The organism is Exiguobacterium chiriqhucha RW-2 (assembly GCF_000416965.1).
GTDB lineage: Bacteria > Bacillota > Bacilli > Exiguobacteriales > Exiguobacteriaceae > Exiguobacterium > Exiguobacterium chiriqhucha.
Genome location: NZ_ATCL01000017.1, coordinates 1 through 22,089, shown reverse-complemented (window position 1 = coordinate 22,089; position 22,089 = coordinate 1). Strand labels below are relative to the sequence as shown.

Here is a 22,089-nt window from a genome sequence, read left to right as displayed (position 1 = left end):
GCGCTTTCATAGACAAACGGTTGCATGATTCGATTGTCTAATGACGAGTAGCCTTGTAGAGAAAAAGGAGTGGCAGACAGATGAAACGATTGTTTGCAGTCGACGAATGGAAAGTAACGGAAAAAGGCCTACATCCGGAAGAAAATCGCCTGGCGGAATCAATTACCTCGCTCGGGAATGGACATATGGGGATGCGTGGCAACTTTGAAGAAGAGTATTCAAACGATACACATCAAGGCTTTTACGTGGCCGGTGTTTATTACCCAGATAAGACACGTGTCGGTTGGTGGAAGAACGGTTATCCGGAATACTTCGCAAAAGTATTGAACGCGACGAACGTCGTTGGGCTTCGTGTCGCCATCAACGGGACGCCGGTCGACTTGGCGAAGTGGGAAGTGAAAGACTTTACGCGTGAACTTGATATGCAGCGCGGTGTCTTGACGCGGACGTTCACGCTCGTGAACGGGACGGAAGAGACGAACGTCGAAGTCGTCCGGTTCTTCTCAATCGTCGACAAAGAGATTTTGGCGATCCGTTACAACGTCACTCCGGTCAACTACGAAGCGAAAGTCGAATTCACACCTTTCTTGGACGGCGATGTCGTCAACGAAGACTCGAACTACGATGAGAAGTTCTGGTTGCCGGTCGAACACGGCGTCGAAGAGCGTTTCGGTTTCGTGACAACGAAAACGAAGAAGCTCGACTGGCACGTCACGGCATCGATGATTGCTGACGTCGAGGGGGCACGTTGCGAAGTGCTCGAAGCGACGGACCTTTACGTCGCCAACAAGTTCACGGTCACGGCACCAGCTGGTGAGACGGCGACGGCGTACAAGTACGTCTCGGTCGTCACGAACCGTGATTATGAAGTCGAGGCGTTACAATCGGAAGGGATGCAACGTGTCGAGATGGCGTTCGAAAAAGGCTTCGAAACGCTTCTCGCCGAGCAGACGGAAGCATGGCTCGCTCGTTGGGAAGACGCGGACGTCCGCATCGACGGCGACGCTGAAGCGCAGCAAGGTATCCGCTTCAACATTTTCAACATGTATCAGACGTATACGGGCGAGGACTCGCGCCTCAACATCGGACCGAAAGGGTTCACCGGCGAGAAATACGGCGGCGCCACATACTGGGACACGGAAGCGTATTGCCTCCACTTCTACTTGGCGACGACGAAACCGGAAGTATCGTGGAACTTGCTCAAATATCGTCACAACCAATTGCCGCAAGCAAAAGAGAACTCGGTCAAGAACGTCGGCATGGAAGGCGCCCTCTATCCGATGGTGACGATGAACGGGGAAGAGTGCCACAACGAGTGGGAAATCACGCATGAAGAGATTCACCGGAACGGTGCGATCGCCCACGCCATCTTCAACTATACGAACTTCACGGGCGACAAGTCATACCTAGGTCAATACGGACTTGAAGTATTGGTCGAGATCTCGCGTTACTGGGCGAGCCGCGTCAACTTTGTCCCGCACAAAGACGTGTATATGATTCTAGGCGTCACAGGTCCGAACGAATACGACAACAACGTCAACAACAACTGGTATACGAACTTGATTGCCGCTTGGACGCTCGAGTACACGCAAGAAGTGTACAACTATTTGAAAGAAGCAGAGCCGGCGCGCCTTGAAGAACTTGTCGCGACGCTCGGTCTTTCAGACGAAGAACTCGCGAAGTGGAACGATATCCAAACGAAGATGTACTACCCGAAAGATGACCTCGTCCCAGACGTGTTCATGCAACAGGACGGCTTCATGGATAAAGAACAGATTTTGGTGAAAGACCTCGATCCGAAACATTTGCCGCTCAACCAAAACTGGTCGTGGGACCGTATCCTCCGCTCGAACTTCATCAAGCAGGCGGATGTGCTACAAGGACTGTATACGTTCAGCGATCGCTTCACGGTCGAACAGAAGCGGGCCAACTTCGACTTCTATGAGCCGCGTACGGTCCATGAGTCGAGCTTGTCGCCTTGCGTCTACTCGATTATAGCAGCCGAAGTCGGCTATGAAGACAAGGCGGTCGAGTTGTACCAACGTTCGGCACGACTCGATCTCGATAACTATAACAACGACACGGAAGACGGGCTTCACATCACGTCGATGGTCGGCTCATGGATGTCGATCGTTCACGGTTTCGCAGGTATGCGCGCCCTTGAGTCGGAGCTCACATTCAGCCCGATGATTCCTAAAGGCTGGAACGGGTACTCGTTCAACATGCTCTGGCGCGGTCATCACTTGACGGTCACGTCGACGCGTGAACAAGTGACGATCAAACAGACAGGTGGCACGGACGTGTCCATCCGCGTATACGGAAACATCGTCACGGTCCCGGCAAACGATGCCGTGACAATCGAGACGGTGAAAGCGTGACCAAACGCATCAGTTCAACAAGTCGGCCTCGGCCGGCTTGTTTTTTTATGAAGAGCGTGGACACATCCCATTATTTTTATGGTAGGCAGCACTAGAAAACTATGTTATCTTGATTCTTAGCCATTTTTGAAAGGGGAGACAAAACTTGACGGAAGCCGTTAAAGAACACGCTCGCATCGGAATCGTTTCGATTATCGGGGGAGTGTTCGTTGCATTATCCATGACATTATTTTTAATCCCGGCGGGGGTATACTCGACCGGATTTACGGGGCTCGCCCAAATTTTTACGCAACTGTTTGCGGGGACACCGTTTGAGCTCGGGGAAGGGATTTGGTTCTTCGTCTTGAACGTACCGCTGTTGATCGTCAGTTATTTCATGCTCGGCAAGAACATGATGATTCATACATTGATCAGCGTCGCGGCAGTCACCGTGTTCATTCGCGTGCTTCCGCAGTCGTCAATCATTTCGGACGACCCGCTTTTGAACGCTGTGTTCGGTGGGGTTTTGCTCGCCATCGGTTCGGGGATTACGATTCGTTTCGGTGCCTCGACCGGCGGATTCGATATCGTCGCCCTGATCTTAGCGAAGTTCACGAACAACTCGGTCGGCGTCTATCTGTTCCTCATGAACATGATGATCGCGCTTTGGGCCGGTGCGTTGTTCGGTTGGCAGACCGCGCTTTATACGATCGTCTTCTTATATGTGACGTCGAAAGTCATCGATGAGATTTATACGAATACGCAGCGCCAGACGCTCTTCATCGTCACGAGTCATCCGGACGAAGTGACGAAGGAGTTGCACCAGCACGTCTTCCGCGGCATCACGCTCATGCCGGCGATCGGCACATACTCGAAAGTCGAGAAAGCGACGCTCATGATGGTCGCTCAACGACACGAAGTGCGTGAAATCACACGCATCTGTAAAGACGCCGATCCAAGCGTCTTCATCAATATGGTCCCGACTGAAGATGTCGAAGGTGCGTTCCGACGCTAAAATAAACCCCCGCTGAACGCTCAGCGGGGGTTATTGTATAGGTAGAGATAAAACGAGTGTGAGGGGGACGTGTGATGATTGGAGTCAGTATTGCGACGAAATGGGAGTATGAAGCGACATTGGAGTATTATGACGTTAGCGTGGATGAACGGTTCAGTTACCCGTATGGCGAGTATTTCAAGAGGACGCTTGATGATGTCGAACTCGTTTTCTACAGCACCGGTGTGCGGAAAGCGAACGGGGTCGGTGCCAATCAATATATGATGTCTCGCTTCAATTTAATGAAAGTGATTGTGGCTGGCACGTGCGCCGGAATCGACGATACGTTCAACCAGTTGGATATCCTCATCCCTCATCGCGCTGTTCAATACGATTGCACGGTCAAAGAAGTAGAGCCGCTGATCAAGCAATCGTTCATCGTCGACATTGAACTAGCGAACTACGGGGACGATTTTTTGACGGGTACCATTGCGACGGCCGATCGGGCGGTCGTGATGTGGAACGACTACCTGGAACTGAAAGGACACGACATCACCATCGCGGATACGGAAGCAGGCGCCATCGCGTATATCTGCAAGAAAAATGACGTCGAATGCATCGTCATCAAAGGAATCTCAGACTTCCCGACGGATGAACGTGACGCGGATCCGTATGAATCGAACGTGGAACAAATCAATGTGTACATCGCGAACACCCCGAAAGTGATGACCAAGATTTTTGACGACTATTTGTGGCGCTTTATTTGACCATGGTTAGAATCGAACGCAAAAAACACCGACTGCATGAACAGTCGGTGTGTGGATTATGCTTTGATGCCAAGTTTTTCTTCGAGGTAGATGGCGATGCCGTCTTCCATATTTGAAGCGGTCACTTCATCCGCGACGGCTTTCAACTGGCTGATGGCATTGGCCATCGCGACGCCGGTGCCGACGTAGTCGAGCATCTCGAGGTCGTTTTCCTCGTCGCCGAACGCGATGATGTTTTTGCGGTTGATACCGAGATGTTTCGATACTTCGCGCAACCCGAGCGCTTTCGACGTGTTCTGGCTCATGACCTCGATCATGTGCTCTGGCATGCGCCATTGGCGGTTCAAGACGGCCTCGGCGTGGACTTTATTCAAACGAGCGCGGACGTTGTCGACGTGCTCTTTCGTCGCGTGGATGAGGAGCGATGTCGGTTCTTCCTGCAAGTGTTTGAGCAAGTTGCCCGACGTGACGCTGAGCGCGCGCTCGGCGTACGGGCTGTAAAACTCTTGCGGATCTTTATGGAAATAGACGTGGTCGGTCACTTCGACGACGATGTTGTGCGCTTTCGTTTCCGATACTTCCTCGATAATTTCGTGCGCCGTCTTGAGGGGAATCGGCCGGTGCGTCACTGCGTATGACGGATCTTTCGGGTGATGGACGAGCGCGCCGTTGAAGTTGATGAGCGGTGTCGTCAAGCCGAGCTCTTCGTAATACATGATCGAGTGGCGTTGTGGGCGACCGGTCGCGATCATCACTTCATGACCCGCCTCACGGGCTGCTTGAAGCGCGCGCACGTTGCGCTCACTGATCGTCTTGTCGTCGCGCAACAACGTTCCATCCAAATCGACTGCGATTAAATAACGTGACATAGGGTTTCCTCTTTTCTACGAGTTGCTTATTTCTCAAACCGTACCATATTTCCCGTTTCGACGGAAAGAATATACAATCGAGGTCGCACATTTTACGGTAACAATGCTATACTAAGGACGTATGAATTTTTCATGAATCATCTGTGAGATGGAGGGGACTATCGATGCGTTACTTAGTCACATTGTTCTGGGCGATCTTGCTTTCGAATACAGCAATTTTTATCATTTCTGCTGTCGATGGCGTGACGTTCAACGCGATGCTCGCGACATTCTTTGGCGTCGTCATCACGATCTTTATTGTACTCTTGGACACGCTTAACCAAGATATGGGGATTAGCGACGTCGCACAAGAGAAGTAAGACGTCTACAACCAAGCTGGCTCATATCCGAGTCAGTTCTTTTTATATTATTAGGAGGAATCGAATATGAAAAACAATGCCAAACGGGCGAACTTCATCACGTTCGCCATCATCGGAGTCATCATCGTCATCGGTCTCGGCTTGTTGTTCTTCTTGAACAACGCGAACGAGGAGACGGGCGTCAACGCCGTCACACCTGACGAGCTCGAGACGAAGATTTCAGAAGAAGAGGAAGTCGTCGTCTACTTCTGGCAGACAGGTTGCGAATACTGTGAGCAAGTCAAACCATACGTCGAGCCACTCATCGAAGAGAATGACGCCGTCTCCATCAACTTGGCCGACCACAACGTCTGGACGACTTATGGCATCAACGGGACACCGACGATGATTCGTTTCCAAGATGGAAAAGAAGTCGGACGTGTTGAAGGAGCGGTCTCTGAGCAACAGTATGAAACGTTCTTTAAAAACGAGGAGGGCACACAGTGATCAAAAGCCGCTTATATCAGACTTTGTTTGAATTGAACGCGACCCCGGTCATTGCCAAGCGACTCCGTGCCTTCGCTGAATCGTCAGCGAGCCGGGCCTTCATCCCGTCGTTTGCGAAAACGTATCAAATCAACGTTGATGAAGCGGCGGAACCGATCGAGGCTTATCCGAGCCTGCACGCCTTTTTCACACGTCATTTGAAAGACGGGGTCCGGCCGATTGACGCCAACCCGAACTCGGTCGTCTCACCATGCGACGGCAAACTATCCATCGTGGCCGATATTACGGACGACAGCCGCTTCGAGGTCAAGGGTCAGTCGTACACGCTCGCCGAACTGCTCGGATCGCAACAAGAAGCAAGACGTTACGCCGGCGGTACGGTCTGTGTCCTTTATTTGAGCCCGCGTGACTATCACCGCGTCCACGTCCCGCTCGCCGGGCGGGTGCTCAGTCATTATGAACTCGGTGACCGTTCGGCACCGGTGAATGACATCGGGTTGACGGAGACGGTTCGTCCGCTCTCACGCAACTATCGTCGCGTCACACGCTTCGAGACGGCCGTTGGAGTATACGAGCACATCATGGTCGGGGCGTTGAACGTCAATACGATCGAATGGACGCTTGAAGGCGAACACGCGGGCAAAGGCGACGAGGTCGGTTATTTCTCATTCGGCTCGACCGTCATCCTTTGTTTTGAGAAAGGCCGCGTCACCATCGACCCAGCCAAAATCGGCCCGGTTCGACTCGGAGAAGGCATCGGGACGATGCAAAACGGTTGATTTTTTAAAACTTTTTCAGGCCGACCGAACGATACACTAGTCGTTTGGTCGGTTTTCGTTTACCATAGAAGGGATATCACTACATGTATAGTAGTTGAATCGCTTTAGCTAATTGGAGGAATTTAACCGTGTTTAATCGACTTTATCCGAAACAGTTCGTCGCGTCAGTATTTGACATCGACCTTGAAGAATTGAAAGACCGTGGGGTACGTGTAATTTTGACGGACCTTGATAATACACTCGTGGCCTGGGACGTCCCGCACGCACCAGAGCTTCTTTTGCTATGGCTTGAAAAAGTGAAGTCACACGGCCTCGATGTCATCGTCGTCTCGAATAATAACGAGAACCGCGTACGTACGTTCACGGAACCGCTCGGCCTTCACTATGTGGCACGTGCGAAAAAGCCGTTACCGTCTGGATTCAAACAGGCGCTCGCAAAATATGGCTATTCGACGAAAGAAGCCATCTTCTTAGGCGATCAATTGTTCACGGACGTACTCGGTGCCAACATGGCCGGGATTCACGTCATCCACGTGCAACCGGTCGTCAAGACGGACGGACTCGTCACGAAGTTCAATCGCATGCTTGAAAAAGTCGTGTTCGCCCATATGAAACGTCGCGGAAAGTACGTGTTGATCACGAAAAAAGTTGAGGAACTCGCCGTCGATGCGAAGCGCGCCAAAGTGGCCGTCGCTGAGAAAATCGGTGAAGCGATGCACTCACGTTCCGAAGATTCACATAAAAAAGATGAATAAGGACCTCGAACGCACAGGAAGAAGGAGGCTGTCCATGTACGGCGCGTAAGGCGTCGGAATTAACGCTTCAGGAGTAGCGGCGAGGCGCTACAGTGAATGAAGAAGAGGCAACTTAAATGACAGCAGACAACATTATGGAAGAAACAACACGTTATTGCGCCGGTTGCGGTGTCGCTATTCAAACGGAAGACCCGACCGGTGCCGGTTATGCACCAAAATCGGCACTCGATCGCGAGATCGTCATTTGCCAACGTTGCTTCAAATTGAAGCACTACAATCAAATTCAAGACGTCGAATTGACAGATGACGACTTCTTGCGCATCTTGAACGGCATCAGCTCCAAAGAAGCGCTCGTCATTAAAATCGTCGATATTTTCGACTTCAACGGCAGCTGGTTGCCAGGGCTACAACGCTCAGTCGGCACGAACCCCGTCCTCTTGGTCGGGAACAAAGTCGACTTATTACCGAAGTCGGTCAACCCGAACCGGATGGCCAACTGGATGAAGTCTGAAGCGAAAGAACTCGGCTTGAACCCGGTCGATGTGCACTTGATCAGTGCCAAAAAAGGGCACGGCATCGACGAGCTCGCAGAGAAAATTGAGTACTATCGTAAAGGCAAGGACGTCTATGTCGTCGGTTGTACGAACGTCGGGAAGTCGACGCTCATCAACCAAATCATCAAGCGCTTCGGAGCAGAAGACGAGGCTATCATCACGGTCAGTCATTTCCCGGGAACGACGCTCGATTTGATTGACGTCCCGCTCGACGATGATGCGAACCTGTACGATACGCCGGGGATTATCAACCGTCATCAAATGGCGCATTATGTCGATGCGAAAGATTTGAAGACGATCACCCCGAAAAAAGAGATTAAGCCGCACGTGTTCCAATTGAACCCGCAGCAGACACTCTTCTTCGGTGGACTCGCCCGGCTCGACTACATGGAAGGCAACAAGCGCTCGTTCGTTGTCTACATGTCGAACGAGTTGAAGACACACCGGACCAAGCTCGACAAAGCAGATGAACTATACGAAAACCATATCGGTAAGATGCTCAATCCGCCGAACGAGAAAACGTTGCAACTATTGCCTCCGCTCGTGCGTCACGAGTTCAGTCTCCGTGACGGCGTCAAGACAGACATCGTCTTCAGCGGACTCGGTTGGGTTGCGATTCACGGAAAAGGTGGACGCATCGCCGCATGGGCACCAAAAGGAGTTGCCGTCACATTGCGTGAGGCGCTCGTATGAGACTGGCCGTCATCGGTCACCCGATTGCTCATTCGCTCTCTCCCGTCCTGCACGAGCAGTGGCTGAGAGCGTCTGGGCTTTTCGGGCGCTATGAGGCGCTCGACGTCACCCCGGACGAAATCGAGGACTTGTTTCAACAGATGCGTGACGGTGTCTGGGACGGATTTAACGTCACAATCCCGTATAAAGAGGCTGTCATCCCGTACCTTGATACACTCGATGTGGCGGCCGAAGCCGCTGGTGCCGTCAACACGGTGTATAAGCGGGACGGGAAGCTGATTGGGACGAACACGGACGGTGCCGGCCTCGTCGCCGCGCTCGACCGCTGGACCGATTGGACGGGCCATGTGCTCGTCATCGGGGCGGGTGGGGCAGCGCGCGGCATCATCAGTGCCTTGCCGACCCGTGACGTCACGGTCACGAATCGAACGATGGAACGGGCGGAGCGTCTCGCGGACGCGTTCGGGATCGAGGCGCAGGCGCTCACAGATGTCGAGATCGCACGGTATGACGTCATCATCCAGACGACATCGGTCGGCATGGACGGCGTCGATTCACCACGATCGTTAAAAGGTTTACGACAAAACACCGTCGTTTGTGATATCATATATCGTCCACTCGTCACACCGTTTTTAAAGGAAGCCGCCAAAGCAGACGCGAAAATCGTCAACGGAACTGCCATGTTCGTCGGACAAGGCGCTTTGGCGTTTGAATATTGGACAGGTGTGAGACCGGATCAACTTGTCGGAATGAAGTTAATTGAACGCTTATTGGAGGAATAAATAGTATGTTATCAGGTAAACAAAAACGCTTTTTACGTGCCGAGGCACACCACCTCTCGCCGATTTATCAAGTCGGAAAAAATGGAGTGAGTGAAGCGATGTGCAAAGACATCAGCGACGCGCTCGAAAAACGTGAGCTCTTGAAAGTTCAAGTGCTTCAAAACTGTACCGATACGCCGAAAGACGTAGCCGGAGAATTGGCTGAAGGCACGAAAGCCGAAGTCGTTCAAGTCATCGGAAAAGTCATCGTCTTGTACAAACAGGCGACTGAGAAAGAAAATCGCCAAATCAAACTCCCATGAGCCGCATCGGCCTGATGGGAGGCACGTTCGACCCGCCACATCTCGGTCATTTATTGATCGCCGAACAGGCGCGCGAACAGTTGGAGCTCGATGAGGTATGGTTTCTGCCGGCGGCGATTCCGCCGCACAAGGCGGGCTTCAGCCCGGCCGAAGACCGAATCGAAATGACCCGGCGGGCGATTGCGGATCAACCTGCGTTCAAACTAAGCTTGATTGAGTTTGAACGTGACGAACCGTCCTATACGGTCGAGACGATGAGACGGTTGCGGGACTTGTTTCCGGACGACACGTTCTTCTTCTTGATTGGGGCGGACTCGCTCGAATCACTCGAGAAGTGGTACGATTACGAGACGCTCGTCACCCTCGTCACGTTCGGGGCTGTCGCGCGTCCGGGCAGCCGCTACCGCATCCCGAAACAGGCAGATGTGCGCACGATCGATATGCCGCAACTCGAGATCTCGTCGACCGATATCCGGGAGCGGATGAGACGGGACAAGTCCATCAAATATCTCGTCCCGCTCGATGTCGAAACTTATATCAAGGAGCGCGACTTGTATGACGTATGAGGAAGCACAATCATTGATTGAGGCGACGTTGCCCGAGAAACGCTACATCCACACGCTCGGTGTCGTCGAAACGGCCGACCGGTTGGCCCGCTTGTACGGGGCTGATGTGGAAGCGGCGCGACTCGCGGCGATGTTGCACGACTATGCGAAATATTTGGATGCCGACATGATGCGGCAAGTCGTGGTCGAGGAGAACCTCGACCCGAGCTTGCTTGCGTTTGATGACGAGCTGTTGCATGCGCCGGTCGGGGCCATCCTGTTAGACCGAGCGTACGACCTTGACCCGGCCGTCGTGTCGGCCATCAAGAACCACACGACCGGAGAACCGGGCATGTCCCGGCTCGACCAGATTTTATTCGTTGCGGACGCAATCGAACCGAATCGGTCGTATCCCGGCGTCGACGTCTTACGTGACCTCGCGGATCGTTCGCTCGAAGCGGCCGTCGTCGCGACGTTGCGCCAGACGATTGCTTATTTATTGAACAAGTCGGTGCGGATTTTCCCACTGACGATTGAGACGTATAACCATTTTGTGAAAACACCCTAGGAGGTACAGTATGACTGTAAAAGAAGAATTAGAATTGATCGTGAAGGCCGCTGACGATAAGCGTGCCGAAGATATCGTCGTCCTCGACATGGAAGGCATCTCACCAGTCGCAGATTATTTCGTCATCTGCCACGGTAACTCAGAGAAGCAAGTCCAAGCGATTGCGCGCGAAATCAAAGACGTGGCCGGCGAGCATGAGCTTCCGCTCCACAAATTCGAAGGCATGGACTCGGCACGTTGGGTGCTCGCTGACCTCGAAAACGTCGTCGTCCATATCTTCCATCGCGATGACCGCGACTACTACAACCTTGAAAAACTGTGGGCAGATGCGCCACAAGTGGAAGTAGAAGTCGGCTAATGGCGTACGAAGGGTTCGCCTACGTCTACGATGAGTTGATGAAAGATGCCCCGTACGAGGACTGGGTCGCCTTCGTGCGCCGCCATGTCAAAGACGGTGCATCGCTTGCTGACGTCGGATGCGGGACGGGCTCGGCGACGATTCGCTTGGCGCAGTATTACGAGACGATCGGACTCGACTTATCTGAGTCGATGCTCGAAGTCGCCCAAGAGAAAGCGCTCGAGGCAGGCATCACGCTTCCGCTCTGGCAACAGGACATGCGGGAGCTTGAATTGCCACATCCGGTCGACGCCGTGACAATCCTCTGTGACTCGCTTTGCTATCTCGAGGATGAGGCCGATGTCATCGACACGTTCGAGGCGGTGTACGAACAATTGAAACCGGGCGGCATGTTCATCTTTGATGTGCATTCGCCAAACAAGATGCAGACGCTTTTCAACCAGAAGACGTATGCCTCGAACGGGGAAGATTGCTCGTATATCTGGTTCGCCGACCCAGGCGAAGCACCGCTCTCGGTCGTTCACGATTTGACGTTCTTTGTCGCCCTTGAGGATGGCACGTATGAGCGTGTCGAAGAGACGCATGAGCAACGGACGTATGAGCCGGGGCAATATATGCAATGGCTCATCGGAGCCGGCTTCCATGTGAAATCGGTCACGGCCGACTTTACGGACCAAGCTCCGGGCCCGAACGCAGAACGAATCTTTTTTGTCGCCCAGAAATAAACGAGACCCCACCGCGGATTTGCGATGGGGTCTTTCGTTTACGCCTCGTGACTGAATTGCCATTGGACACCGAAACGGTCTTCGACCATACCGTACGCTTTGCTCCAGAACGTCTCTTGGAGCGGCATGAGGACACGGCCGCCGTCAGATAGGGCCTCGAATTCACGACGGATGGCGTGGAGGTCATCTGTCACGACGGCGAGCGTGATGTTCTGTCCGAACGTGACCGGACCGTCCGGCATCGCGTCCGAAAACATGAGCGAAGTGCCGTGGACGCTTAGACGGGCATGGAGCACGAGGTCGGCCAGCTCATCCGGTACCGGTTCACCGTCCGGTCCAGGCTGGGCAGCAAACGTCATGATGTCCGGGGCGGGCTCGGCGAAGACGTCGGCATAAAACAGGACGGCGTCGCGACAGTTGCCATTGAAATTGAGATACGGGTTGATCGGCATGAGTGTTCCTCCTCGAATCGTTTCTTTCAGTATGAGACAAACCGATGACGGAAGAATCCGACAAAAGCACGAATTTTCGGACGAGATTGTTGAAACGGTCGCTGAAACGGGAATACGGTAGGTGAGACATTCTTACGAAGGAAGGCGCTCAGAGATGAAACTGACACGAGGACGTCTACTGGAATTCGGGTTCGTGTTGTTCATGGCGGTCATACTCGTCACGTCAATCATCGAAGGAGAGTGGTTTGACGCGAGCGTCGCCGGGGCGGGGATCGTGTCGGGTTTGATTCCGTTCATCCTCGAGAAGACGTTCAAAACCGAGTTCGACGCTAAAATGAAAGTCGCCTATATCTTATTCTTGTTTGCGTCGCAGTACTTGGGGTCGATTGTCGGCTTGTATTCGAACGGTTGGTGGGACACGTTTCTTCACGTGTTGAGCGGCGTCTTCTTGGCGTTTCTCGGCTTCGATTTCTTAAGTCGACTTGATGAGGACATCCGACTTGAGATGCCGAAGCGGTTCGTCTTCGTCTATATCGTCGTCTTCGCGATGGCCGGGGCGGCACTTTGGGAAATGTATGAATTCACATCGGACTTGCTATTGAACACGACGATGCAAGGGAACGGGAACGACGACACGATGGTCGATCTCGTTGCCGGATCACTCGGCGGCATTATCGCAGCCTTGCTCGTGACCGAGATTCACCGGAAAGAACAACACAAGAAACGTAAAAACTGAAAGCGATTGCAAAACGCCCTAGCAGTGCTCGAGCGTTTTATTTGTAATAATTATTATCTTTTAATATCATTAACTTTGTAAGAATAATTATAAAGAGGAGGCAACAATATGGATCAACATCGTCGTCTAACTACTAACCAAGGCGTCCCAATCGGGGATAACGCCAACTCCATCACAGCGGGTCGCCGCGGCCCGACACTTCTCGAAGATTATCAACTCATTGAAAAACTCGCCCACTTTGACCGTGAGCGCGTGCCGGAGCGGGTCGTTCATGCCCGTGGTGCCGGAGCACACGGTGTCTTCAAAGTTAAAAATAGCATGAAACGATATACAAAAGCCAAATTTTTGCAGGAAGAGGGACAAGAGACACCAATCTTCGCTCGCTTCTCAACCGTCATTCATGGTCTTGGCTCACCAGAGACGCTTCGTGACCCACGTGGATTCTCGGTCAAGTTTTACACGGAAGAAGGGAACTATGATTTCGTCGGAAACAACTTACCGGTCTTCTTTATCCGTGACGCCATCAAATTCCCAGACGTGATCCACTCACTCAAACCGGACCCACGGACGAACTTGCAAGACCCAGACCGTTTCTTCGACTTCATGTCGCTCACGCCGGAATCGACGAGCATGCTCATCCACTTGTTCAGCGATGAAGGGATTCCAGCCTCATACCGTCATATGCGCGGTTCATCGGTCCACTCATTCAAATGGGTCAACGAATACGGAAACACGGTGTACATAAAACTCCGTTGGGTCCCAAAACAAGGGGTTAAAAACTTGTCGATGGAAGACGCGGCGAAAGTACAGGCCGAAGACTTCAACCATGCGACACGCGACTTGTTCAACGCCATCGAGGAAGGCGACTTCCCAGAATGGGATCTCTACGTCCAAATCCTCGACCCGGCCGATATGGACAACTTCGACTTCGATCCGCTCGACGCGACAAAAGACTGGTTCGAAGACGTCATCCCGTATCAACTCGTCGGCACGATGACACTCAACAAAAACGTCGACAACTACTTTGCCGAGACGGAATCGGTCGGCTTCAACCCGGGCGTGCTTGTACCTGGGATTCAACCGTCGGAAGACAAAATGCTCCAAGGTCGCTTGTTCTCCTATTCGGATACGCAACGTTACCGTATCGGAGCGAACTACTTGCAGCTCCCAATCAACTGTCCGTTCGCACAAGTATCGAACAATCAGCGTGATGGCGTGATGCCGTTCAAACAACAAACGAGCCCGGTCAACTATGAACCGAACCGCTATGAGGACGCACCGAAACCGGATGCGGCTTATATCGAGACGGAACAACCACTCTCAGGCGTGGCCGGACGTCAAAAAATCGAGAAGACGAACGACTTCGGTCAAGCTGGAGAAGTGTACCGTCGCTACTCGGAAGAAGAGAAGACGGCACTCGTGAACAACTTGGTGGCGCATATTAAAGAAGTTCGCCATGAAAACACGGTGCTCCTCTTGATCTGCAACTTCTACCGGGCCGACCGCGACCTCGGCGCGCGTCTCTCGGAAGCACTTAACGTCGATATCACACCGTTCTTGAGTCAAGTCACAGAATAAACACGCAAGCAGAGTGGGAACAGGCCACTCTGCTTTTTTTGCGTATACTAGAAAGTGGAGGGGATGAGATGAATATACGAAGTGGGGGGTATTTGCTGATTGAACGTACAAAACGAGCAGCTTATATGGACGCGCAACTTATTCCGGAGTCCGTACAATCAGCAAGTGCATGCATTTGTGAGCAACACCCGACGCTCGATGTGCTTTGGGGGACTTCAAAAGAGCGTAAGAAGGCGTATCGAGAACGACTGCGACTTAGCGAAGAAGCGTTCTTTAAGCTCACGGAATGGGTGGAGATTCATCAAGAGAGTGGGGACCTCGGATACCCTCAAACGTTTCAGACGGTTGAACTCGCCAAGAGACTTCGCAATCGTTTCTTCTCTCACATCGAGCTCGACATCATTGAACTCGGTTTGCCTGAGTCTTATGTTGCTGACTTTTTAGCAGAAGGGGACGAAGGAGAGAGTCTTGAGCGTTATGGTGTCGAACGTTTATTGCGACATGGATGCGGCGCGCCAGTAGGGAGACTGCTCGGGTACGAAGTGCTCGGTTATGAGAATGGCATGTTTCATTCGTATCTATGTAATGGGCTAGAACAAGATTTTGCCAAACAGTTCTCGTTCCAGTTGAATAGACACGGATTCATATCGACATTTGAAGAAGCGGAACGCTATTGTACATACAGCAATCAAGAAGACGTGGAGACAGAATCTGTCCTTTGGCTACCGTGGGCGATTTTTGAGGTGGATGTCTGAATAGAAGCTTTCAAAATTGTCCCGATCTTGTGGTTATGCCAAGATAAGAAAAAAGGGGGAAGCTTCATGAATCAAGTCATCGAAACACTATTGAACCACCGCTCTGTTCGCTCGTTCACGGACGAGACGTTGACCGACGAACAAATCCGACTCATCGTCGAGAGTGCTCAGCGCGCCTCGACATCGAGCTTCATCCAAGCCTATTCCATCATCGGGGTGACCGACCCGGAGAAGAAAGCTCGACTGGCTGAAATCGCCGGTAACCAGCAGTACGTCATCGACAACGGTCACTTCTTCGTCTTCTGCGCTGATTTATATCGACATGAGTTGATCGGTGAACTGAGGGAGGCCGAAGTGAATGCGACGCTCGAGACGGACGAGAAGTTGCTTGTCGCGGTCATCGATGTCGCGCTCGCGTCGCAAAATGCCGTCGTGGCCGCCGAATCGATGGGCCTCGGCATTTGCTATATCGGCGGGATTCGCAATGATATGTTCGCTGTGAAGGAACTGCTCGGTCTGCCGGAGCGGGTATTGCCGCTCTTCGGACTTGCCATCGGTGTACCGGAGCACGTCGAAGGTCAAAAGCCGCGTCTCCCGCTCGAACATATTTATCACGAGAACACATACGTCGCAGACGCCGAGCAATTGAAACAAGAACTCGATGCGTACGATGCGACGATTCACGACTACTACGCGGCCCGTGGGTCGAACCAACGAAGCGACACGTGGACCGGACAAATGGGACGGATGTTATCGAAACCGACCCGGCTCGACGTAAAAGACTTCTTGAAGACTCAAGGTTATTCAAAGCAAAATTAAGAACCGCTCAGGCGGTTTTTAATTTGGGGGCGCTGTCTATACAGAAGGGGGCAATCACGATAAAAGGAATCAAACCTTTATTGATTTGTACGTTAATTATTTCCATCATATTGATTGTGTTTACGTCTCTTGAATTTCTAATCTTGAAAATACTCGGTCTACAATATGAATCGTTGTGGAGTCTGCTCCTCTTCTTCCTCGTATACGGACTGTCAGAGATCCCGATTAACTTGTTTCTGTCGGCTTTATTGAAGGCGTTGACGACTCTCAATGTCATCCAATCACATACAGGGATGTTAGCTTTGTTCCTTCACGTCATGAGTACATTCATCATTGTTAATATCATTGACCGATTGATGACGTCTGTGTCGATTTCTCAACTGGGGATCAGTCTGTTCTCGCTTGTCACAGGTCTAGTAGGGTGGTTATCTATTCAACAAGATCCTGATCCTCCAAAACGAGGTTCAAAAGAATTTGAAGCTTACGAAAAAAGATGAGTAGAATTACCGGCGAGACAAATAAAGGAGCGGCTTTTCTCAATCGAGAGAAAACCGCTCCTTTACTTTCAATTTGTCTGAGCATCGAGCCAGGCGTGGTCGATGGCGCCGAATTGCTTGGCGACGATGACCCCATTTTCATCGAGGACGTACGTCGTCGGCATCGCCTGAATCCGATACGCATCCCCGACCATCCCGTTCTCGTCGTAGACGACTTCGAACGCATCTTCATACGGGGCGACGAATGATTCGGCATCAGCGACATCCCGTTCGCTCGTCGTCGTATTGACGGCGACGATGGTCACATCGTCTTGTTCACGGGCAAACTTGGCCATGTCGGGCATCTCGGCCCGACACGGTGGGCACCACGACGCCCAGAAGTTGACGACGACCCGTTCGCCGCGCAACTTACTCAAGTTGAACGTCGTCCCATCCGTCCGCTTCAATTCGAAGTTCGGCGGCACTTGACCAATGTTCAAACCGGTCTGAGACGAACCGGCTTCGAGCCGTGGTGTCTCGTCTGGTAGGCTGGCGTTGATGATGGCGAGCACGACAATGAGACCGAGTCCGTATTGAATGGCCTTCTGGGACGGTCGCGCCACGTAGGCGGCGACGGCGATGAGAAGGAAGAATGGAATGATCCACCACAACTTCAACGTACCGGTGACGATTGACCCGATCAACCAAATCGAAAATGCACCGACCCCCGTCCAGAGCAGCGCTCCGAGCGTCGGTGTCCGCATCCAGCGCCACGTCGCGATAAGCAGTAAGACGATGAGGGCGGCCATATAGAGATGGAGCGGTTGCGATGAAGAAAGCAGCGGGAGCGTCCCATATTTCGGGACGACGAGCGTCATCGCAAACCAAAGGAACAAGGCCGAGAACAACCAATAGCCACGAAGGCTAGGCAAGAGCCGGTAGACGAAAAATGCAATCACACCAGCGGCGATCAGGATTGACCACGTGCCCCCGGTCGCATAAAGGGATAAGGCCAAACTACCCGTCGACGCGAGACCGAGGACGATTGCACTTCCTTTCCACGCGAGGAAACCGGCGAACCATGTGCCGAGGACGACGTCGCGGTCTTTTTCCGATAAGCCGATTTTTTTAAAACCGATGTAGAGAATGAGCAGGCTGGCCATCATAGCCAGTAAATCGAGTCGAACGTTCAATGGACCGATCGCAATCACACAATCCCTCCTAGAGAAAAAGCGCCCAGACGAGTGGGCGCTTTCTTTGTTTGTAGTATAGCATTAGCCGATTTGTTCTGCATTGAGGACAGTCTTCATCGCACCATAGCCACCGAGGATGTTTTGGATATCCTTGTAGCCGAGTGATTGAAGCACGCTCGCGGCCATCCGTGAACGGACGCCTGACGCACAGTGAACGGCAATCGTTTGGTCTGTCGGGAGGCCTTCGTGGTCACGCGCCAACTTACCGAGTAAGATGCGCTCGGCTTTCTCATAGTGGCTCGCGTTCCATTCCGTCGCATTTCGGACGTCGAGGACGAAGACGTCACCTTTTTCAGCTGATTCAATCGCTTGTTCCGCTGTCACGTCCGTGTACGTTTCCGTCAAAAGTTCTTGACCGAGCTCTTCGACTGGGACGATGAAGCGGAGACGGTCGAGACCGATTGATTGAAGATCGGTCTGCACTTGTTCGACGTCTTCCGCGCTCGCGATGAGCGTGATGTCTTTGTCGAAGTTGACGAGCCAGCCGGCCCATGAGACGAATTTCGTGTTGTATGGGATGTTGATGGTACCAGGGACGTGTCCTTTGGCGAATTCTTCCCCTGTACGTGTATCGACGACTTGTGTCTCGTCGACGAGCGTGTCGAGGCGGTCCGTACCGACGACTTCCGGACGAGCGATCATGTTCGTCACTTGAATGCCTTCTTTGTTTACTTTCTTCATCATTGCGAAGTAGTTCGGCGGTTCTGGTTGATCCGTCGTCAACTCTTTGATGAACGCATCTTGATCAGTCATTTGAAGTGCCCAGTTCGTCGCTTTCTCGTAACCGACTGTCGATGTCGGGATGGCGCCGAGCGCTTTCCCACAGGCACTGCCGGCACCGTGGCCCGGCCAGACTTGAACGAAGTCAGGAAGAGCTTTGAACTTCTTGAGCGAGTTGAACATTTGCTCGGCACCGATGGCTGTCGTTCCTTTTACGCCAGCTGCTTCTTCGAGCAAGTCAGGACGACCGATGTCGCCGACGAAGACGAAGTCGCCTGTGAAGATGCCCATCGGTTGTGTTTGGTTCCGGTCATAGAGTAAGAACGAGATGTGTTCTGGCGTGTGGCCTGGTGTATGCATGACTTCGAGTGTGACGTTACCGACTTTGAACGTGTCGCCATTTTTGACGAGTTTTGAATCGATGTCTTTCGCGAACGCATATTTCCATGACGCGTCACCTTCGTCTGAGAGGTAAGCTGTTGAACCGGTGCGTTTCGCAAGCTCGAGTGAACCTGATACGAAATCGGCGTGGATGTGAGTCTCAGCCGTCGCGACGATTTTCATGCCTTCTTTTTCAGCTTCTTGAAGATAAGGTGTGATGTTACGGGCCGGGTCGATGACGACGGCTTCGCCGGTCATTTGGCAACCGACCATATAAGATGCTTGTGCTAATTTTTGATCATAGAAATAACGTAATAACATGTGTAATACCCCCTAAGAATAGTTGACTGTAAACGACTGTGCTTTTTTTACTGTATATATAGAAGATTGTTAGACCGTTTCACCTGTCCAGCTCATCATGCCGCCATCGACGTTGACGACATCGAAGCCGAGTGAGTCGAGGTAAGCCGAAGCGTTCATGCTTCGTCCGCCTGCCGCACAGATGACGTGAATCGGTTTCGAACGATCGAGCTCATCGACTTTCGCACCGAATTCAGAGAGTGGGACGTTTTTCGCTTGCTTGATGTGGCCACCTGCAAATTCGTCTGTCTCTCGAACATCAATCAAGTTGAGCGTCTCATCAGATTGAAGCAACGTTTCTAGTTCAGTAGTCGAAATGGTTTTCATGAGTGATAAATCTCCTTTGTGATTCAAGAATTTTTGAAGTGAGTTTCTTTCGTTGTTTTTAATATACCCCCTGAGGTATACTGAATGCAAGAAAAAGAATCGGAGGTCGAAAATTGAAGAAAATCATGATGATTGTATCGATTTTAGTGCTAGCGACGGTCGGAATCGTTCTTTTTACGTCAGATGAGAGTGGAATTACAAAAATCGACGTCGAAACACTGCAAAACAGATTGGAAAACGAAGAAATAACCTTGTTAGACGTCCGAGAAGTGGATGAATACGAGGGGGGGCATATTGAAGGAGCGGTGAACGCACCACTTTCATCATTAAATGCAACCGAATTACCTTATCCGAAAGATGAACCGATTTATGTCATCTGCCAGAGCGGAAATCGAAGTGCTCAAGCGGCACAGCTGTTGCAAGAACGTGGCTACACGGAAATTTATGATATCTCAGGCGGCATGATTGCTTGGGAACAACAATAAAACTTACTTATATAGAGGGTAGGGAATTGGAGGAGTTAATATGGAATTTGGATTTATTATCACCATCTTTTTGATCGGCTTTATCGGGTCGTTCATTTCGGGGATGGTCGGGATTGGCGGATCGATTATTAAATATCCGATGCTGTTGTACATTCCACCGCTTCTCGGCTTCGCAGCGTTCAGCGCCCATGAAGTATCGGGGATCAGCGCGATTCAAGTTTTCTTCGCGACAATCGGTGGGATTTACGCATACCGGAAAGGCGGCTACTTGAACAAGCAGCTCATCCTGTATATGGGTGTCGCCGTCTTGATCGGGAGTTTCATCGGCGGCTACGGCTCGACGCTCTTGTCTGAGAACTTGATTAACGTCGTCTACGCCGTGCTCGCGACGATTGCGACAATCATGATGTTCTTACCGAAAAAGAACGTCGAGGACGTCCCGCTCGACCAAGTCACATTCAATAAAGTGATTGCAGCGAGTTCGGCGTTCGTCGTCGGGGTGGCCGCGGGAATCGTCGGGGCGGCAGGCGCGTTCATTTTGATGCCGATTATGCTCGTCGTGCTCCGGATTCCGACGAAGATGGCAATCGCGAGTTCGCTCGCCATCACGTTCATCTCGTCAATCGGCTCGACAGCAGGGAAAATTATCACCGACCAAATTGTGTGGGAACCTGCCGTCATCATGATTATCGCCAGTTTGATCGCCGCACCGCTCGGCGCGAACGTCGGTAAAAACATGAAGACGAAATCACTGCAGATGATTTTAGCGTTACTCATTTTAGCGAGTACAGTAAAAATTTGGATGGATCTCATCGGGTGAGCGAATCACTCGTAATCGGCTACCGAGGCGACTCGGTAGTCTTTTTTTCGTAAACATTGCAATCGGATTGTTAAGTTTGTGTATAGTTGTAAACGTCAATTAGTTGAATTGAGTTCAAGGGAACGTTAAAATATAGCTTATACGTCTAAAAAGAAAATGAATCTTTAACTTGAATTCCATATAAGGAGTGTTTACATGAATCCCATGAATCAATCGAAAGGAAGGATGGACCGCTTCCGCCAGACGGCGCTCGACTCGTTCAAGACACACCGTCTGTTTTGGATGTTCACCATCCTGTTATGGACGAAGTCGCTGATCGCGTATCAGTTCTTCTTCAATATGCCGGCCGAGAACGCGGTCCAGGCATTCATCCTCATCATCAACCCGCTCAGTTTCACGTTGTTCCTGTTCGCTTTCAGCTTCTTCTTTGGGGGGAATAAGCGGAAGTGGGCACTGTACAGTCTGTACCTCGTCTCCTCGCTCATCTTGTTCGCGGATACGACGTACTATCGTGAGTTCACAGACTTCTTGACCGTACCGGTCTTGTTCCAGTCGTCGAACATGGAGACGCTCTCGTCTTCATTCCTGTCGCTTCTCGAATGGAAAGACTTGCTTCTATTAGGGGACCTCGTCGTGCTTCCATTCCTATTATGGAAGATGAACGAGACGAGCCAGGCATCGCAACGCCGCGTCTTAATCACGTTCGGTGCGGCCGCGGCTTTGTTCGGGTTCAACCTCGTCCTCGCCGAAACGGAGCGTCCAGAACTGTTGACGCGCTCGTTCGACCGAGAGCTGTTGGTTAAAAACTTAGGAACGTTCAACTTCCACGTCTACGACGCCATGCTCCAAACGAAGACGTCGGCCCAGAAGGCGCTCGCAGACGGTTCTGAACTGGACGAAGTCGAGAACTTCACACGTCAGAACTATGCGGCTCCGGACCCGGAGATGTTCGGGAAGTATAAAGGCAAGAACGTGGTCGTCGTCTCGTTCGAGTCGGCCCAAAACTTCACGCACAACATGAAAGCGTCGAACGG

27 protein-coding genes are annotated in these 22,089 nt (G+C 51.8%); 22 read left to right on the top strand and 5 right to left on the bottom strand.

Annotation, left to right across the window (positions count from 1 at the left end; all coding sequences use genetic code 11):
• Window positions 1-80 precede the first annotated feature (80 nt).
• From M467_RS23685 to M467_RS23675, 3 genes are all read left to right on the top strand, one after another.
• On the top strand, window positions 81-2,378 hold the full coding sequence (locus M467_RS23685; RefSeq protein ID WP_021066660.1) for a glycoside hydrolase family 65 protein: 2,298 nt from the start codon (window positions 81-83) through the stop codon (window positions 2,376-2,378).
• Window positions 2,379-2,523: 145 nt separating this feature from the next.
• Window positions 2,524-3,372, top strand: a complete 849-nt coding sequence (locus M467_RS23680; RefSeq protein ID WP_021066659.1) for a YitT family protein — start codon at window positions 2,524-2,526, stop codon at window positions 3,370-3,372.
• 74 nt (window positions 3,373-3,446) lie between these two features.
• Entirely contained in the window at window positions 3,447-4,118 is a 672-nt protein-coding gene (locus tag M467_RS23675; protein ID WP_021066658.1) for a 5'-methylthioadenosine/S-adenosylhomocysteine nucleosidase family protein, read from the top strand.
• A 56-nt stretch (window positions 4,119-4,174) separates the two neighbouring features.
• On the opposite strand, the gene M467_RS23670 is transcribed toward M467_RS23675, so the two are convergent.
• Entirely contained in the window at window positions 4,175-4,987 is an 813-nt protein-coding gene (locus tag M467_RS23670; RefSeq protein WP_021066657.1) for a Cof-type HAD-IIB family hydrolase, read from the bottom strand.
• A gap of 164 nt (window positions 4,988-5,151) precedes the next feature.
• Here M467_RS23670 and M467_RS23665 point away from each other — a divergent pair, with 164 nt between their 5' ends.
• From M467_RS23665 to M467_RS23615, 11 genes are all read left to right on the top strand, one after another.
• Window positions 5,152-5,346, top strand: coding sequence for a YjzD family protein (locus M467_RS23665; RefSeq protein ID WP_021066656.1), 195 nt, complete (start codon window positions 5,152-5,154; stop codon window positions 5,344-5,346).
• A 66-nt stretch (window positions 5,347-5,412) separates the two neighbouring features.
• Window positions 5,413-5,832, top strand: a complete 420-nt coding sequence (locus tag M467_RS23660; RefSeq protein WP_021066655.1) for a thioredoxin family protein — start codon at window positions 5,413-5,415, stop codon at window positions 5,830-5,832.
• Window positions 5,829-6,611 (top strand): phosphatidylserine decarboxylase, encoded by a 783-nt coding sequence (locus tag M467_RS23655; RefSeq protein WP_021066654.1) that lies wholly within the window; start codon window positions 5,829-5,831, stop codon window positions 6,609-6,611. Before M467_RS23660 ends, M467_RS23655 begins: the two co-directional genes overlap by 4 nt.
• 128 nt (window positions 6,612-6,739) lie before the next feature.
• Window positions 6,740-7,366 (top strand): YqeG family HAD IIIA-type phosphatase, encoded by a 627-nt coding sequence (locus tag M467_RS23650; RefSeq protein WP_021066653.1) that lies wholly within the window; start codon window positions 6,740-6,742, stop codon window positions 7,364-7,366.
• Window positions 7,367-7,500: 134 nt separating this feature from the next.
• Complete coding sequence (gene yqeH / locus M467_RS23645) at window positions 7,501-8,613, top strand: ribosome biogenesis GTPase YqeH (protein WP_029595938.1); 1,113 nt, start codon at window positions 7,501-7,503, stop codon at window positions 8,611-8,613.
• Entirely contained in the window at window positions 8,610-9,395 is a 786-nt protein-coding gene (gene aroE, locus M467_RS23640; RefSeq protein WP_021066651.1) for a shikimate dehydrogenase, read from the top strand. Before yqeH ends, aroE begins: the two co-directional genes overlap by 4 nt.
• Before the next feature lie 5 nt (window positions 9,396-9,400).
• A complete protein-coding gene (yhbY, locus tag M467_RS23635; protein WP_021066650.1) occupies window positions 9,401-9,697 on the top strand; it encodes a ribosome assembly RNA-binding protein YhbY in 297 nt (98 codons plus the stop codon).
• Complete coding sequence (locus M467_RS23630) at window positions 9,694-10,263, top strand: nicotinate-nucleotide adenylyltransferase (protein ID WP_021066649.1); 570 nt, start codon at window positions 9,694-9,696, stop codon at window positions 10,261-10,263. Before yhbY ends, M467_RS23630 begins: the two co-directional genes overlap by 4 nt.
• Window positions 10,253-10,810, top strand: a complete 558-nt coding sequence (gene yqeK / locus M467_RS23625; RefSeq protein ID WP_021066648.1) for a bis(5'-nucleosyl)-tetraphosphatase (symmetrical) YqeK — start codon at window positions 10,253-10,255, stop codon at window positions 10,808-10,810. Before M467_RS23630 ends, yqeK begins: the two co-directional genes overlap by 11 nt.
• A 10-nt stretch (window positions 10,811-10,820) precedes the next feature.
• Entirely contained in the window at window positions 10,821-11,168 is a 348-nt protein-coding gene (rsfS, locus tag M467_RS23620; RefSeq protein ID WP_021066647.1) for a ribosome silencing factor, read from the top strand.
• Window positions 11,168-11,893 carry a class I SAM-dependent DNA methyltransferase gene (locus M467_RS23615; protein ID WP_021066646.1) on the top strand — a complete coding sequence of 242 codons (726 nt, stop codon included), beginning with the start codon at window positions 11,168-11,170 and terminating at the stop codon, window positions 11,891-11,893. Before rsfS ends, M467_RS23615 begins: the two co-directional genes overlap by 1 nt.
• 38 nt (window positions 11,894-11,931) lie before the next feature.
• Here the strand turns inward: M467_RS23615 and M467_RS23610 are convergent, their stop codons facing one another.
• Window positions 11,932-12,345, bottom strand: a complete 414-nt coding sequence (locus M467_RS23610) for a VOC family protein (RefSeq protein WP_021066645.1) — start codon at window positions 12,343-12,345, stop codon at window positions 11,932-11,934.
• 154 nt (window positions 12,346-12,499) lie between these two features.
• Here M467_RS23610 and M467_RS23605 point away from each other — a divergent pair, with 154 nt between their 5' ends.
• The 5 genes from M467_RS23605 to M467_RS31885 all read left to right on the top strand — a co-directional run bounded on the left by M467_RS23605 (window position 12,500) and on the right by M467_RS31885 (window position 16,730).
• The gene (locus M467_RS23605; protein WP_021066644.1) at window positions 12,500-13,081 is read left to right on the top strand and encodes a DUF2238 domain-containing protein; all 582 of its coding nucleotides are present in this window, start codon (window positions 12,500-12,502) and stop codon (window positions 13,079-13,081) included.
• 108 nt (window positions 13,082-13,189) lie between these two features.
• On the top strand, window positions 13,190-14,659 hold the full coding sequence (locus tag M467_RS23600) for a catalase (RefSeq protein ID WP_021066643.1): 1,470 nt from the start codon (window positions 13,190-13,192) through the stop codon (window positions 14,657-14,659).
• Window positions 14,660-14,727: 68 nt separating this feature from the next.
• Entirely contained in the window at window positions 14,728-15,414 is a 687-nt protein-coding gene (locus tag M467_RS23595) for a hypothetical protein (RefSeq protein ID WP_021066642.1), read from the top strand.
• 66 nt (window positions 15,415-15,480) lie between these two features.
• A complete protein-coding gene (gene nfsA, locus M467_RS23590; protein WP_021066641.1) occupies window positions 15,481-16,233 on the top strand; it encodes an oxygen-insensitive NADPH nitroreductase in 753 nt (250 codons plus the stop codon).
• Window positions 16,140-16,730: a YrvL family regulatory protein gene (locus tag M467_RS31885; protein WP_081637934.1), complete on the top strand. Its 591-nt coding sequence runs from the start codon at window positions 16,140-16,142 to the stop codon at window positions 16,728-16,730. Before nfsA ends, M467_RS31885 begins: the two co-directional genes overlap by 94 nt.
• A 68-nt stretch (window positions 16,731-16,798) precedes the next feature.
• Here the strand turns inward: M467_RS31885 and M467_RS23580 are convergent, their stop codons facing one another.
• From M467_RS23580 to M467_RS23570, 3 genes are all read right to left on the bottom strand, one after another.
• Window positions 16,799-17,920 (bottom strand): TlpA disulfide reductase family protein, encoded by a 1,122-nt coding sequence (locus M467_RS23580; protein WP_021066639.1) that lies wholly within the window; start codon window positions 17,918-17,920, stop codon window positions 16,799-16,801.
• Window positions 17,921-17,983: 63 nt separating this feature from the next.
• Window positions 17,984-19,384, bottom strand: a complete 1,401-nt coding sequence (locus M467_RS23575) for an MBL fold metallo-hydrolase (RefSeq protein WP_021066638.1) — start codon at window positions 19,382-19,384, stop codon at window positions 17,984-17,986.
• A gap of 69 nt (window positions 19,385-19,453) precedes the next feature.
• Window positions 19,454-19,750, bottom strand: coding sequence for a rhodanese-like domain-containing protein (locus M467_RS23570; RefSeq protein WP_021066637.1), 297 nt, complete (start codon window positions 19,748-19,750; stop codon window positions 19,454-19,456).
• Between the two features lie 113 nt (window positions 19,751-19,863).
• Between M467_RS23570 and M467_RS23565 the strand changes: the two genes are divergently transcribed.
• From M467_RS23565 to M467_RS23555, 3 genes are all read left to right on the top strand, one after another.
• Window positions 19,864-20,235 carry a rhodanese-like domain-containing protein gene (locus tag M467_RS23565; RefSeq protein WP_021066636.1) on the top strand — a complete coding sequence of 124 codons (372 nt, stop codon included), beginning with the start codon at window positions 19,864-19,866 and terminating at the stop codon, window positions 20,233-20,235.
• A 40-nt stretch (window positions 20,236-20,275) separates the two neighbouring features.
• Window positions 20,276-21,055, top strand: coding sequence for a sulfite exporter TauE/SafE family protein (locus M467_RS23560; RefSeq protein ID WP_021066635.1), 780 nt, complete (start codon window positions 20,276-20,278; stop codon window positions 21,053-21,055).
• A 195-nt stretch (window positions 21,056-21,250) separates the two neighbouring features.
• Window positions 21,251-22,089 (top strand): LTA synthase family protein (locus M467_RS23555; protein WP_021066634.1); only part of this gene is annotated, 839 nt, incomplete at its 3' end.

What these genes read in the sequence shown, in the direction of transcription:
- M467_RS23685 (WP_021066660.1), top strand. Translation starts at nt 81, where the DNA reads ATGAAACGATTGTTTGCAGTCGACGAATGGAAAGTAACGGAAAAAGGC.
- M467_RS23675 (WP_021066658.1), top strand. Translation starts at nt 3,447, where the DNA reads ATGATTGGAGTCAGTATTGCGACGAAATGGGAGTATGAAGCGACATTG.
- M467_RS23670 (WP_021066657.1), bottom strand. Translation starts at nt 4,987, where the DNA reads ATGTCACGTTATTTAATCGCAGTCGATTTGGATGGAACGTTGTTGCGC.
- M467_RS23665 (WP_021066656.1), top strand. Translation starts at nt 5,152, where the DNA reads ATGCGTTACTTAGTCACATTGTTCTGGGCGATCTTGCTTTCGAATACA.
- M467_RS23660 (WP_021066655.1), top strand. Translation starts at nt 5,413, where the DNA reads ATGAAAAACAATGCCAAACGGGCGAACTTCATCACGTTCGCCATCATC.
- yqeH (WP_029595938.1), top strand. Translation starts at nt 7,501, where the DNA reads ATGGAAGAAACAACACGTTATTGCGCCGGTTGCGGTGTCGCTATTCAA.
- aroE (WP_021066651.1), top strand. Translation starts at nt 8,610, where the DNA reads ATGAGACTGGCCGTCATCGGTCACCCGATTGCTCATTCGCTCTCTCCC.
- yhbY (WP_021066650.1), top strand. Translation starts at nt 9,401, where the DNA reads ATGTTATCAGGTAAACAAAAACGCTTTTTACGTGCCGAGGCACACCAC.
- M467_RS23630 (WP_021066649.1), top strand. Translation starts at nt 9,694, where the DNA reads ATGAGCCGCATCGGCCTGATGGGAGGCACGTTCGACCCGCCACATCTC.
- yqeK (WP_021066648.1), top strand. Translation starts at nt 10,253, where the DNA reads ATGACGTATGAGGAAGCACAATCATTGATTGAGGCGACGTTGCCCGAG.
- rsfS (WP_021066647.1), top strand. Translation starts at nt 10,821, where the DNA reads ATGACTGTAAAAGAAGAATTAGAATTGATCGTGAAGGCCGCTGACGAT.
- M467_RS23615 (WP_021066646.1), top strand. Translation starts at nt 11,168, where the DNA reads ATGGCGTACGAAGGGTTCGCCTACGTCTACGATGAGTTGATGAAAGAT.
- M467_RS23610 (WP_021066645.1), bottom strand. Translation starts at nt 12,345, where the DNA reads ATGCCGATCAACCCGTATCTCAATTTCAATGGCAACTGTCGCGACGCC.
- M467_RS23605 (WP_021066644.1), top strand. Translation starts at nt 12,500, where the DNA reads ATGAAACTGACACGAGGACGTCTACTGGAATTCGGGTTCGTGTTGTTC.
- M467_RS23600 (WP_021066643.1), top strand. Translation starts at nt 13,190, where the DNA reads ATGGATCAACATCGTCGTCTAACTACTAACCAAGGCGTCCCAATCGGG.
- M467_RS23595 (WP_021066642.1), top strand. Translation starts at nt 14,728, where the DNA reads ATGAATATACGAAGTGGGGGGTATTTGCTGATTGAACGTACAAAACGA.
- nfsA (WP_021066641.1), top strand. Translation starts at nt 15,481, where the DNA reads ATGAATCAAGTCATCGAAACACTATTGAACCACCGCTCTGTTCGCTCG.
- M467_RS23575 (WP_021066638.1), bottom strand. Translation starts at nt 19,384, where the DNA reads ATGTTATTACGTTATTTCTATGATCAAAAATTAGCACAAGCATCTTAT.
- M467_RS23570 (WP_021066637.1), bottom strand. Translation starts at nt 19,750, where the DNA reads ATGAAAACCATTTCGACTACTGAACTAGAAACGTTGCTTCAATCTGAT.
- M467_RS23560 (WP_021066635.1), top strand. Translation starts at nt 20,276, where the DNA reads ATGGAATTTGGATTTATTATCACCATCTTTTTGATCGGCTTTATCGGG.